This window comes from Macellibacteroides sp., assembly GCF_050251695.1.
Taxonomy (GTDB): domain Bacteria; phylum Bacteroidota; class Bacteroidia; order Bacteroidales; family Tannerellaceae; genus Macellibacteroides; species Macellibacteroides fermentans.
This window is the reverse complement of record NZ_JBFWMI010000008.1, coordinates 1-14,103: the sequence shown is the minus strand read 5'-3', so window position 1 is coordinate 14,103 and position 14,103 is coordinate 1. Positions and strand designations below refer to the sequence as shown.

The 14,103-nt window shown below is 40.0% G+C and carries 7 protein-coding genes; 6 read left to right on the top strand and 1 reads right to left on the bottom strand.

What is annotated here, in order from left to right; translation table 11 throughout:
* Positions 1-65: 65 nt before the first annotated feature.
* Entirely contained in the window at positions 66-635 is a 570-nt protein-coding gene (locus tag AB7E53_RS02405; protein ID WP_079684056.1) for an RNA polymerase sigma-70 factor, read from the bottom strand.
* Between the two features lie 156 nt (positions 636-791).
* On the opposite strand from AB7E53_RS02405, the gene AB7E53_RS02400 reads away from it, so the two are divergent.
* From AB7E53_RS02400 to AB7E53_RS02375, 6 genes are all read left to right on the top strand, one after another.
* Positions 792-1,664, top strand: coding sequence for a FecR family protein (locus AB7E53_RS02400; RefSeq protein ID WP_446773968.1), 873 nt, complete (start codon positions 792-794; stop codon positions 1,662-1,664).
* A 255-nt stretch (positions 1,665-1,919) separates the two neighbouring features.
* Positions 1,920-5,210: a TonB-dependent receptor gene (locus tag AB7E53_RS02395; RefSeq protein ID WP_446773966.1), complete on the top strand. Its 3,291-nt coding sequence runs from the start codon at positions 1,920-1,922 to the stop codon at positions 5,208-5,210.
* Positions 5,211-5,236: 26 nt separating this feature from the next.
* Positions 5,237-6,916 carry a RagB/SusD family nutrient uptake outer membrane protein gene (locus AB7E53_RS02390; protein ID WP_079684053.1) on the top strand — a complete coding sequence of 560 codons (1,680 nt, stop codon included), beginning with the start codon at positions 5,237-5,239 and terminating at the stop codon, positions 6,914-6,916.
* A 63-nt stretch (positions 6,917-6,979) separates the two neighbouring features.
* A complete protein-coding gene (locus AB7E53_RS02385; protein WP_446773964.1) occupies positions 6,980-8,968 on the top strand; it encodes an FAD-dependent oxidoreductase in 1,989 nt (662 codons plus the stop codon).
* 11 nt (positions 8,969-8,979) lie between these two features.
* The gene (locus AB7E53_RS02380) at positions 8,980-11,982 is read left to right on the top strand and encodes an FAD-dependent oxidoreductase (RefSeq protein WP_446773962.1); all 3,003 of its coding nucleotides are present in this window, start codon (positions 8,980-8,982) and stop codon (positions 11,980-11,982) included.
* A 16-nt stretch (positions 11,983-11,998) separates the two neighbouring features.
* Positions 11,999-13,861, top strand: coding sequence for an FAD-dependent oxidoreductase (locus tag AB7E53_RS02375; protein WP_446773960.1), 1,863 nt, complete (start codon positions 11,999-12,001; stop codon positions 13,859-13,861).
* Positions 13,862-14,103: the final 242 nt, after the last annotated feature.

Here is a 14,103-nt window from a genome sequence, read left to right as displayed (position 1 = left end):
CGAAAAGGTTTAATCGGAAGAAAAAACTTTTGTTAATACGATTACCTAAATTAGGTATATTGCTTTTAAACAAAAACAATAAAAAACTGTCCTAACAAATTTTTGCTACTGTATTTTTTATTAACAGAAGCAGATATTTTCTTATACGCATTGGCAATATGGGCTTCAACAGTTTTTTCTGAAATATCTAATAAAGCTGCTATTTGCTTGTGTGTAAGTTTGTCTGATAAAATCAATCGAAATACCTCTTTACATTTTGGAGGCAAAGAATTAATAGCTTCCTGAATTAGTGTTTGACATTCATCGCTAAGAAGTTGTACTTCTGGATTGGTTTCATCAGCAATATATTCTATAGAGTAAAGATCTGTGTTGTCTTCTTTATAAATGTTTCTCTTTAGGTATTGAAGTGCCTGGTTTTTGACGGAAGTATATAAATAGTTTGAAAGATCTTCAATTTCACCTAATCTTTCTTTCCTCTTCCAAATGATAAAAAATACATCAGCAACCACTTCTTCAGCCGATTGTCTGTTTTTCATAAAATAAAGAGCTACATGAAATAGCCTTTGATAATACATATCAAATAATCTTCTGAAAGCATCTTCATCTCCTTCAATAATTTTCTTCAAGAGCTCCATATGGTTTTATTCAGATAGAAATGAATAATATATTAACAAAGTCGTTTCGGAGACAAATATGCGTATAAAATATGAACAAAAAAAATAATAAAAAATGAAAGGTTGACATAGGGTTTTCTATGTATAGTGTCATCTTTATATGTAAATGACGAAAAAATGGATATAAACAAGTGTTTTGATAAAATACATTTTAAATCAGTAGAGACAGATTCGGAAGCTCTTTTCATGAAAGTACAACAACGTATTTTGCAGGATAATATATCGTACATAAAAACAGGAGTTTCGCGTTTTTGGAAATATTGGGCAGTTGCAGCGTCTGTTGCATTATTTGCTTCGTTTGCTATGTATTTTATATCAGAAAAGAAGGATGAAACAATTCCTATTCTGGAGGTAATGGCTATTTCTGGCAGTAAAACTAAAGTTATACTTCCAGATAGTACAATAGTTTGGCTAAATAGTAATTCAACTATTAGATATCCGCAGAAGTTTATTTCTATGACAAGGGAGGTTGATATTGTTGGAGAAGTATTATTTGATGTGAAACGAGATGTTCATAAACCGTTTATTGTTAAATCTAACGGTTTAAAAATACAAGTTCTGGGTACAAAGTTTAATGTGTTTTCCGATTATTGCTCCGGTGTAATTGAAACAACTTTACTTAGTGGGTCCGTTTCTATCTATAAAGAAAATAATGATTCGTCCAAATCGGACTTAATTCTGAAACCTGATCAGCAAGCAATATATCGTAAATCGGATAATCATATAGAAGTCAAAAATGTGCACGCTGATTCATATCAATCGTGGGTTAGTGGAATATTTATATTTGAAGAAAATACTGTTGAAGAAATTATGTGTTCCCTTGAACGAGCATTTAATGTTAAGATTCATCTTGAAAATGACAAATTGAAACAGGTACGGCTTACCGCTCAATTTAAAGAAAGAGAAACATTAGATGAAATATTATCGATTCTTCAGATATCCGCACACTATTCTTACACAAAAAAGAAAGGAGAAATTTATATAAAATAATATTGTTCAACCTTAAATCTCATTAAACAATGAATTCGTCTTAATAAAAAAGAATTGGGAATGCTACCAACATTCCCAATCAGAACTAATGCAAAAGTCATTTAATTTAACGGTAGCTACCAACTACCAAAGTAAACAACCTATTAGAAATACAAAAATATGAAAAATCATTGGACCAACGCACTTTATTGTAATCAAAAGTGCTTGGTGGAGAAACTATTATCTCCTCAATCAATAAAAAGAATATTAATACGCATGCGAATAATATTAGTACTTCTGCTTTTGTGTACAGGAAGTATATTTGGTACTTCGGAAGGACAAAACTTAGCCACGGTTAGTCTTTCAATTCAGAATGGCACAATACAAAATGCATTGCAGCAGATAGAAAAGCAATCTGGATACTCATTTGTATACAATGTAAACGAATTAGATGTAAACAAATCTGTAAATATAAACCTAAGTAATAAATCTCTTGCTTCTGTTTTAGAAGTTTTATTTACAGACCAATCTATTGGATATAAAATAGCAGGAAAACACATCGCACTTTATCTGTTAGATGAAAATGAAATAAACCAACAAAGTAGAAAAAGGATTACCGGTGTTGTTAAGGATGATAATGGAGATCCGATTATCGGTGCTAATGTTGTTGAAAAAGGAACAACCAATGGAACTATTACTGATTTGGATGGAAACTTTGCTCTTCAGGTTCAAGCGAAATCAACGCTTGTATTTTCTTATATTGGTTTTCAGGATAAGGAGATTGTAGTTGGAGATAATACTACATACCAGGTTCAACTAACAGAAGATACAAAAGCTCTGGAAGAAATTGTCGTTGTTGGTTATGGAACCCAGAAAAAAGCAAACCTTACGGGTTCAGTAGCTTCTGTTTCAACTGAAGAGATGGGAAAAAGACAGGTAGGGCAGACTTCTCTCGCCCTTCAAGGTCTTGTTCCGGGTGTGTCAATAACTCAAAGAAGTGGTCAGCCCGGAGCCGACGGTGGAACAATCAGTATCCGGGGTAAAACAACACTCGGAAATAATGATGCCCTGATACTGGTCGATGGAGTTGAAATGGGAATTAATAATATTGATGCTTCTCTTATTGAATCTGTATCTGTATTGAAAGATGCAGCATCTTCAGCAATATACGGATCTCGTGCTGCAAACGGTGTAATACTGATAACTACTAAACGTGCTGAGGCAGATAAATTTTCAGTATCTTATAGTGGTTATGCCGGTTTCCAGAGTGCCATAGATCTACCAGATATGGTTGGGGCATTGGATCATATGAAGATGACTAATCAAGCGTATACAAATATAGGTAAATCACCACTTTATTCGGATGCCTACTTACAGGAGTATGCAGAAAATATGAGTATTAATCCCGATAGATACCCTGATACGGACTGGATAAATGAGACTTTAACAAACAACGGTTTGATTCAAAATCATTTTGTAACTTTAAGCGGAGGATCAAAACGAATAAGAACTTCTGCCAATATAGGTTATTTGGATCAAAACGGAATAATTGAAAATTCTAATTTTAAGCGTTATACTTTTCGTATGAATACTGACATGGACATATCCAAACAGTTTTCTGCCCGAATAGATGCGCATGTAGCGATGACGAAAAGAACAGCTCCTTCCAGAGGAGATGCTTTTCACTGGATGAGCAGAATTCCGGCAATTCAAGCCGGCCGGTTGTCGACAGGTCAGTGGGGAGAAGGTTGGAACGGAGACAACCCGATTGCTTTCACTAATGATGGCGGATTACAAAAAGTTAATAGTCCATCCGCAGTCCTTAATTTTTCATTAGATTATAAACCAACAGATTGGCTTACAATTCATGGGAATTATTCTCCTAATTACTATGAAACCCATAATACATCTTTTAGTAAAATGGTGCAAACATATAAATATGATGGTACACCATACTATAGGGCTCCTCAAAAAAGTTCATTAACTGATGAAACTAACAGATCGTTAAGAAATCTGCTTACAGCTTCGGTGACTTTCGATAAAACCTATGGTAATCATGGCTTAAAGGTAATGTTGGGTTATCAACAGGACGATTTTAGAAATGACGGACATAGCGGATATAGAGAAAACTTTGCATTTCCAGATTACCCAGTATTAAGCGCAGGAGGAGAAGATAATCAGAAAGCGTATGGATGGGCTTCGGAATGGGCATTGCAGTCATTGTTCGGACGCATAAACTACGACTATAAAGAAAGGTATCTTTTTGAAGCCAATATGCGATACGACGGATCTTCTAAATTTGCAGATGGTCAAAAGTGGGGTATTTTCCCTTCGTTCTCAGCCGGATGGAGAATTTCTGAAGAGGCTTTTTGGGAACCACTAAAGAATGTTGTCGATAATTTCAAAATCCGAGGATCATGGGGGCAGTTAGGTAACCAAAATATCGGAGATAATTATCCATTTTCTTCCGATGTTGATCTTAATCTTAAATATGTTTTTAACAAAAGTGTTACTTCTGGGGCAGGAATAACCAGTCTGGCCAACTCTCTTATAACCTGGGAAACAACAACTGTTACAGACCTTGGACTGGATCTGACTTTGTTAGGAAAGTTGAACTTTACAGCCGATTATTTTTATAAAGTAACGGACGATATACTCTTAAAGTTAAATGTTCCTCTTACCATCGGGATGAGTGCGCCACAACAAAATGCTGGTAAGGTAGAAAACCGCGGATGGGATCTTGGCATTAATTATGCTAATAGTATCGGTGATTTTAACTATAAATTAGCTTTTAATTTATCCGATGTTAAAAATAAAATTCTTGATTTGAAGGGTATTAATGAGACCGGGCTCACTGTAAGTCGCGAAGGTGAGGAGATGTTTTCTCTTTTCGGACTGGAAGCTGAGGGGTATATTGTTCCTGAAGATTACGATGCAAACGGGAAATATCTGTATGCCACACAGTACGGAAACTTTGGTCCTGGAGATATAAAGTACAAAGATCAACTAACGATAGACACAGATGGAGATGGAATAGCAGATAAAGCTGATGGTGTTATCAATACATCAGACCGTGTAATTATTGGAGGAACTATTCCCAGATACACATTTGGCCTGTCTATGTACGGTGATTATAAGGGGGTTGATCTAAGTCTTCTATTCCAAGGTGTAGGTAAAGCTAACGGGTATCTATACGGACAAGGAATTCAGACTTTTGTAGAAGGAGGTTCAGTTCAGGAACAGCATAAAGACAACTGGAGAGAAGACAATCGGAATGCAAAATTCCCAAGATTGGCTTTTAATGAAACCAACAACATGCAGAATTCTTCTTTTTGGATGAAAAATGCTGCTTATGTACGTTTGAAGAATATACAATTGGGTTACACAGTTCCCCAAAAGCTAGCCAATAAGGCTTTTATATCTCATTTGCGCTTTTATATCAGTGCAGATAACCTTCTTACTCTGGATAATTTCTGGAATGGTTTTGATGTTGAGGCTCCGGTTGGTAATGGTGGATATTATCCACAAATGAAAACTATAAGTTTTGGATTAGACGTTAGATTTTAAATGTTCATCTGATAAAATTGAATACAATGAAAAGATTACTTATATATCTTACTGCAATCATGTTAGGTTTATCTTCATGTGAAGGTTACCTTGATAAATTGCCGCTAAATACTCCTTCGGATCAAACGTTTCTAGCAACAGAAACTGAAATGCAGATGGCTCTTGCCGGATGCTATTCTGCACTATGGCTTAACCATGAATCTATGACCTTCTTTTTGGCTCTGGATGAGGCTTCGGATATCGGGTATGATAGAAACACCAATGCATTACAGTCATTAGGACAAGGTTCTGCCGATGCTACTAACGGGATTGCGTTGAGTTACTGGACCGGTTTTTATAGTGGTATTGCAAAATGTAACTATTTACTGCAAAATATGAATCGGGGAGAAGCCAATGTAGATCCAGCTACATTTGCCCAGATTAAGGCCGAGGCACGCTTTTTAAGAGCATTGTTTTATTCATACCTCATCGAATTGTATGGAGATGTTCCATTAATAACACAAGTACAGTCGCTCGCAGATTCAAATCAGCCCCGTACATCCAAATCTCAGGTTGCAGACTTTATCATTAAAGAACTGACGGAGGCGGCAGCTGTTCTTCCTGCTACCAATAATCCAACATCGGGAAGGGCATCAAAGGGTGCTGCTTTGGCCATTAAGGCAAGAACAGCCCTATATAATGAGCGTTGGACAGATGCCATTTCAGCCTCATCGGAGGTAATGGCTATGGAGGGTTCATTATATAAGCTGGAGGATAATTATGCCACGTTGTTCCGTAATGAAGGTCAGAACTCCAAAGAGGTTATATTCTCTGTTCAGTATCTAGTTGGTACAAATGTTCATGCTTTATACCGATTGTTCGGATCCCGTAATGCTTTGGCACATACAAACAAGAAACCAGCCTATCAATTGGCCGATTCTTGGGAGTGTACAGATGGACTGCCAATTGATAAATCACCTCTTTTTAATCCGAAAGATCCATATAAAAACAGAGATCCCCGACTAGGATATACATTGGCTGTTCCCGGATCGGTCTTTTTAGGATATCAGTTTGAAACACATGGCGACAGTTTAAAGTGTTGGAATTATCTTACCAACACACGTGTTAACAATTTGGAAGCAACACATGCATATGCAACTTTTACAGGGTTATGTTGGCGGAAATATGCAAATGTAGAAGATCGCCTTGCAATAAATGATTGCGAGATGAATACGATTCTTATAAGATATGCAGAGGTATTGCTTACTTATGCGGAAGCTAAAATTAAGGCCGGACAGATCGATGCATCTGTTCTGGAAGCGATTAACAAGGTTCGTAACCGCCCATCTGTAAAGATGCCGCCTGTAACGACTACAGATCCAACACAACTGTTCTATGCTGTATGTAAAGAGCGAAAATATGAATTGTCCGGAGAGGGACTTCGGTTGTTTGATATACGCAGATGGAAAATCGCTGAAGTGGTTATGAATCAACCTTTATTAGGAAGAATGAAAAAGTCATATCCGGACAGAGCCCCTCGAATCGATGCTTATGGTAATGCTTTTTATGAAAATATTCCAGTAGCAAATCAAGGAGAATCAGCCGATTTTAAAATGCGTGTGGTTGATAAAAGAACATTTAATCCGGCAAGAGATTATGTTTGGCCTATTCCATATATAGAGAGACAGACAAATCCTTCGTTAACGCAGAATCCGAATTACGAATAATGTTTATAAATAAGGGAAGAGTCGGAATCTCTTCCCTTATTTGCTAATTAATATTGACAATCTATGAAAAAATATATATTATTAATTCTGTCATTTCTTATTGTAATCCAAATTAACGGACAAGAAATACAAAACCCAAGAGAGGTAGATATTTGTGTATATGGAGGAACTGCTTCGGGTGTAATCGCTGCATATTCTGCCAAAAAGATGGGTAAATCGGTTGTTTTGATTGAACCCGGGAAATATTTGGGTGGGATGACTACGGGTGGACTAGGCTCTACAGATATTGGCAATAAATATGCAGTAACTGGGTTATCCCGACTTTTCTACCGTCGTATAGGAACTCATTATAATAAGTTTGAACAATGGACTTTTCCTCCCAGTGTAGCTATGCAGGAGATAACAAGGTTTGTAAATGATGCCAATCTGGATGTTCTTTACCTAAAGCGTATTGTAAATGCAAAAGTTGAGGAAAGAAGGATCCAGTCAATTACGTTGGAAGATTCTAAAGATCCTAAAGGTAAACCATTAATGCAAATACGTGCAAAACAGTTTATTGATTGTACGTATGAAGGAGATCTCATGGCAAAAGCCAATGTATCTTATTTTGTTGGAAGAGAATCGAATGAAGAATTTGATGAAACATTAAATGGAGTACAAATGTCTTATTGGCATCAATTTCCTGATGGTGTGGATCCTTATGTAAATGAAGGAGATCCCGGTAGCGGATACTGTTGGGGGATAAGCAACAACCTGTTAAAAGAAACCGGAAGTGGAGATAAATTGATACAAGCTTATAATTTTAGATTATGTCTCACTAATAACAAAGAGAATCAACGACCTTTCGAAAAACCGGATAATTACGATCCTGCCAAGTATGAACTGTTGGCAAGGGCTGTTAAAAAGATGGATTTACATATTGATAATTATTTGTTGATTAACTGGGGTACTATGCCAGAAAACAAATATGATGTAAATAATCGTGGACCATTATCGACCGACATGATCGGAATGAATTACGAATATCCGGAGGGTGATTATACTGTACGAGAAAAAATTTGGAAGGAACATGTAGATTATACGAAAGGTTTGCTTTATTTCCTTACACATGATCCTAAAATACCTGAGAAATTGAAGCAACAGGTGCAAGAGTTTGGATGGGCTAAAGACGAATTTGTTGATAATGATAATTTCCCTACACAACTGTATGTACGCGAAGCCAGACGTTTAAACGGAGAATATGTTATGACGCAGAGTAACTGTCAGGGAGAAGAAACGGTTGGAGATGGTATTGGTATGGCTGCATATGGTATGGACTCACATAATTGCCAGCGCATTGTTGTAAATGGTATGGTTAAAAATGAAGGAGACGTACAGTATCATGGGTTTTCGCCCTATCCTATTTCATACAAAAGCATAACACCCAAGAAAACAGAGTGTGTCAATTTACTGGTTCCTGTTTGTGTATCTTCAACACATATAGCATTCGGATCAATCCGTATGGAGCCAGTCTTCATGGTTTTGGGGCAGTCGGCTGCAGTTGCCGCAGCAATGGCCATAGATCAACAATCTGCTGTACAAGATGTAAATGTTACCAAGCTACGTAAAATATTAAAAGATAATCCTTATCTTGATGGAACTTTACCCGAATTACTGATTGATGAGAATGATATCGATAAAATTAGTAAGAGTGGAAGTTGGCGTAAAAGTTATGGTGCTCATTATAAAAACAGCTACTTGTATTCTGAAAATCTTAAAAGCGCAGATTCTTTTACCTTCAAGCCAATAATAAAAGAGAAAGGAAGTTATGAAGTCATGATGTACTGTACTTCGCTTGGTGATGATTTACTGGCTGATGAAATGGGGATTGATATTGTTCACGCAAACGGAAACAGCACAGTCTTTGTCAAACCAAAGACAACAAAAGGAGCGTGGGCTAGTCTGGGTACATATTCATTCGAAAAAGGATCCGGATCATCGGTGGTAATAAACGGAAAAAAGACAAACGGACCGTTATTTGCCGATGCTATATTACTAATACCTAAGAAATAATACGAATTGAAATGATAACACGAAGAGATTTTATTAAGGTAGCGGCAGCTGGCGGGGCTTTGGCTACGTTGGGAGATATGCCGGAAGCAAAAGCAGCAGTGAAGACTATTGTGCCCGATCCGGCTTATTGTTATGAATCAGAAAAGAAAATACCTGTTATAGCCGAGGTCGATCTGGTTGTGGTTGGTGGAAGCTCGGCAGCAGTGGCTGCGGCGACTGCTGCAGCCAAAGCGGGAAGAAAGGTTTTCCTTTTTACCCCGCTTTCGTATCTGGGTGACGATATTTGCGGTTCGTTTCAATACCATCTTAAGAAGGACGAAAAACCGGTGACGGCTCTTTCTCAAAAAATCTTTGTGCAAAAGAAGGAGCCAACGCCGTTGCATGTTAAGCAAATCCTCGAAAACGAACTGATAGACAATGATGTTGTTTTTCTATATAATTGCTTCTTAACCAATGTGCTTCAGGATAACAACCATGCAGCAGCCGGTGTGGTCTTTGCCAATCGATCCGGACGGCAGGCGGTTGCCTGCAAAGGAGTGATCGATGCAACTTTAACGGCTGTAGCTGTACGTATGTTCGGACTGCAATTCTCTCCGTTTGTTACGGGCAAACAACGTTTTGAATTTACTGTTGTGGGTAACTCGATCAAAAAAGCTCCCGAACTTCTGTCGGCCGAACTTTTACCATATAAGATGAAAGCCAAGGGGAAGGAGTTCCCGGTTGTAAACTATGCGTTTGAACATGAACTGAAAAGTGACACTTATGCATCGCTTATGGAGGTTGAGCAGAAGATCCGGGATATCACCTGGGACGCAGATCAGGGAGATAGTTCCGATCTGCTGTGGTATGTGCCGCAACAGAAAATTATTGGTCAGCAATCCTATACTAATACATTTACATCTGTACGGGATATTCCGCTGCAAGCCTTTACCCCTCAAAACAAGAAAAATATCTGGATTCTGGGACCTTCGCTGGATGCCGATCGTAAGATTGCCGAGGTACTGATGCGACCGGTTAACGCATTGCTGCTGGGAGATATTATGGGTGAATTGGTTGCGGCCCGGTTAGCAGATACTTCAATGCCATCAGAACTGCACACGGTACAAAGTAATGCCATGGCATCGGATTATGGTCTGGTGGGCGAATTGCTTAATCCGCTTCGGCCTTCGATGCGTTTTGGATTTGCCCAATCGGAAAGGGGAGCATTGCCTGTATTGGGTACTTACGACGTTGTTATCTTAGGCGGAGGAACTGTGGGTGCTCCTGCCGGTATAGCTGCGTCCCGTCAGGGTGCCAGAACATTGGTTATTGAACAACTGCACGGATTAGGAGGTATGGGAACGCTCGGATTGATAGGCCGCTATTGGGATGGATACCGGGATGGGTTCTCTTCCGAAATAGATTTGGGGGTAAAGAATATGGCGCCAGAGGATCATCCCCGTCAGCAAAAGAACTGGAAAAACGATTACAACTCCGATTGGAAGCAGGAGTGGTATCGCCGGGAAATACGCCGTGCCGGAGGCGAAATCTGGTTCGGCGCCATTGGATGTGGCGCAGTGATAAAGAATAATGTGATTACCGGAGTGGTGGTAGCTACCCCTTTGGGCAGAGGTGTTATCTTGTGCCGTACGGTTATCGACAGTACAGGTAGTGCTGATATTGCCATTGCTGCAGGGGCTCCATTCGAATATACCGGAAAAAGAAGTATTGCCGTACAGGGTGCGGGATTGTCTCATATCTCTCCGACCGACTATTACAATAACAACGACTGGGCTTTTATCGATGATTCGGATATGCTTGACGTAACTCGTATGTTTGTACAGGCCAAGGTTAAGAACGAGGGAGCATACGATATTGTAAAACTTCCTCAAACCAGAGAGCGCCGACGTGTTATTGGCGACCATATCGTATCTGTTTACGATGTGCTTAATCATCGTCGTTATCCGGATACCATTTCATATCATAAAAGCTCCTTCGATACCCATGGGATGATTGTTGACCCCTTTTTTATTTTAAGTCCGCCTTTGGCCCGTCATACCATTTACGAAGCAGATGTTCCGTTGCGTAGTCTGCTTCCGTCAGGGTTGGACGGCATTCTTACTACCGGATTAGGTGCCAGCGCACATCGGGATGCCATGCCAGTGATCCGTATGCAATCGTGCCTGCAGAATCAGGGGTATGCCGTAGGTTATCTGGCCGCATTGGCCGCAAAAGAGAATAAGACGGTCCGGAAAGTCGACTTCAAGAAAGTGCAACGTCATCTGGTCGGTATAGGTAATTTACCCCAAAGGGTATTAACCGACAAGGAGTTCAAAGGTTTTTCCAATAAGGAGATGGAGCTTGCAGCACAAAGTATTCCCGATGATTTTAAAGGATTGGAAAAGCTGCTTACCGACACCAAACGATGTATCCCATTGGTAAACAAACAGCTTTCACTATGCTCCGATGCCGAGGCTAAGGTGAAATATGCAAGCATACTTTGTATCTTAGGCGAAAGCAGTCATGTTACTTTGTTGGAAGATAAAATCAAGTCTTACCCGCAATGGGATAAAGGATGGCATTATACGGGTATGGGGCAGTTTGGTATGAGTATGAGCACGCTCGATGCCCTTATCATCGCCTTGGGAAAAGCGAAACAGACCTCATCACTTCCTGTTATTCTGGAAAAGGCCCGATTGCTGGAGCCGGATGACTATTTCTCTCACTTTAGGGCTATTGCTTTGGCTACTGAATCGATCCGCTCCGGAGAGGCAGTCGCTGTATTGGCCGAATTGCTTTCCAAACCGGGTATCAGGTACCATCACATAGCCAACTTAAAAGATGCCCGGAACCGGGTAGTTCCGGGATCGGACGATGTAAGTACCCGTAACAGGGCGCTCAAGGAGCTGCATCTTGCCCGGGCATTGTATGGTTGTGGCGATCAAGATGGAATGGGAGAGAAGATACTGAAAAAATATGCCGAAGGTTTACAGGGACATTATGCCCGCTATGCGAATGAGATTTTAAACAGTTAATTTAATCCGGATTGATATGAAACAGATAGTATATTTCTTACTAATTTTTTTATTCAGTTTTAATCTGTCGGCACAAAACAAATACGACCTGGTTATTGTGGGTGGTAATCCGGGAGGAATTACGGCAGCTATCGCCGCAGCCAGAATGGGCAAAAGTTCTGTTATTCTGGAAAGGACCGCCTATATAGGAGGACTTCCGGCCAATGGGCTGGGCGCGACAGATATTGCGACGCGAATGGCTACAACCGGATTATTCCTTGAATTTGTAAACCGGATTAAAGATCATTATGTACAAACCTATGGAAAAGATTCGCAACAAGTAAAGGATTGCAGTGACGGATATCACTTTGAACCATCTGTAGCGACTAAGGTCTTTAATGAGATGTTGGACGAATACAAAAGTAAGATAACGGTTCTTACGATGCGTCAGTTTGATTCTGATCCGGTAAATCTGGATATGTACAATGACCGGATTCAATGTATCAGAGTATTGAACAGGTTGACCAACGTTGTTGAGGAGTATAGTGCTTCTGTATTTCTGGATGCCACCTACGAAGGCGATTTAGGGGCTGCTGCCAACGTTCCGTTTCGGATTGGCAGAGAAGGAAAAGATGAGTTTAATGAACCTGGTACAGGTAAGATCTATAAATTCTGGGGTGGTCCCGAAGCACAGGGTACTACTTTTCAGCCTGATAATGCCGTGCAGGCTTATAATTACCGGTTATGTCTGACCAATAATGCGTCCAATAAAACTACCGTACAGAAGCCGGCAAACTATAACAGAAGCGAATATGTATCACTTATTGAGGATGTGTTTACGGGACGAAATACGCAGGTAGACATGATGCAGGTAACATCGGAAATGATGGATAAAAACCGGATGTTAATCCTCAAGGGGCAACCAACCCAATTACCGGGGGATGTGTGGGGTATCCATAAAATAACAAACATGGTATCGGTCCCAAATAGTAAAACGGATGCGAATAATCAACACCGGGCCTTTATTTCTACAGATCTTCCGGAAGAGAACTGGCCATGGCCTACAGCAAGCTGGGAATGGAGAGACCGTTATGCACAGCGTTTGAAGGAATATACCCTTGGTCTGATTTGGTTTGCACAGAATGATGCGGAGCTGCCTTCTCATTTTAGAAAGGAGGCTTTAAAATGGGGATTAGCTAAAGACGAATATGCTGATAACGGAAATTTTCCAAGACAGGTATATGTGCGTGAAGGCAGACGGTTTGAAGGTCTTCATTTTTTTACAGCGAAGGATGCTGTTCCGGTTAGTGCCGGAAGTCGTCCTCCCGTCTATGCCAATAGCATAACAGCAAGTCATTACGCGTTGGATTCCCACGCCGTACTGAAAAGAGAGAAGGGGAGAATTCATTTGGATGGTTTTTTAAGTTATCCAACGGCGGTTTATACGGTATCCTATGGTGTTATAGTTCCCAAAAGTGTTGATAACCTTCTGTTGCCTGTACCTGTTTCCGGGTCTCATATCGGTTTTTCTACGCTTCGCATGGAGCCTTGTTGGATGGCAATGGGGCAGGCTGCAGGTATTGCCGCCTCTGTGGCAATAGATAAGGATGTTAAAGTAAGAAATGTAGACATCAATCTGCTTCAAACAGAGTTACTCCTGCAGCATGCAACGTTGATTTATTACAAGGACGTGTTGCCGGACAATCCTCACTTTGTATTGGTTCAGGCTATGGGATTACGCGGTTATTTACCCGATTGGGAAGCCCGCCTGAATGATCCTGTGGATGCCGAAACCATCAAGCAATGGAGTTTACTGGCAGGACGGAAATTATCTGTCGGTGCAGGGGAAACAACCAGAGTTAAACTTTTAACCGAAATATTTGAAATGTTGAAGCATTAACTTCCATACGGTATGATTTTCTCGAATTTGATCTGTCATCCCTCATTTTTTAGGGTTAAATTGTTGTATGACAGGGTGATATTTAATGACAGATGGGGGTGATAGATGCAATTTGAGTCGAGTAGGCCTGAGCATTTCAGCTCAAGCCTCTCCCAGAACCGTGCGTGACAGTCTCCCGTCACACGGCTCTTCTTATTCAGTCTGATAAGATTACCATTTACTGTTAGCTGTTGGAGTCACTC

What these genes read in the sequence shown, in the direction of transcription:
- AB7E53_RS02405 (WP_079684056.1), bottom strand. Translation starts at nt 635, where the DNA reads ATGGAGCTCTTGAAGAAAATTATTGAAGGAGATGAAGATGCTTTCAGA.
- AB7E53_RS02400 (WP_446773968.1), top strand. Translation starts at nt 792, where the DNA reads ATGGATATAAACAAGTGTTTTGATAAAATACATTTTAAATCAGTAGAG.
- AB7E53_RS02395 (WP_446773966.1), top strand. Translation starts at nt 1,920, where the DNA reads ATGCGAATAATATTAGTACTTCTGCTTTTGTGTACAGGAAGTATATTT.
- AB7E53_RS02390 (WP_079684053.1), top strand. Translation starts at nt 5,237, where the DNA reads ATGAAAAGATTACTTATATATCTTACTGCAATCATGTTAGGTTTATCT.
- AB7E53_RS02385 (WP_446773964.1), top strand. Translation starts at nt 6,980, where the DNA reads ATGAAAAAATATATATTATTAATTCTGTCATTTCTTATTGTAATCCAA.
- AB7E53_RS02380 (WP_446773962.1), top strand. Translation starts at nt 8,980, where the DNA reads ATGATAACACGAAGAGATTTTATTAAGGTAGCGGCAGCTGGCGGGGCT.
- AB7E53_RS02375 (WP_446773960.1), top strand. Translation starts at nt 11,999, where the DNA reads ATGAAACAGATAGTATATTTCTTACTAATTTTTTTATTCAGTTTTAAT.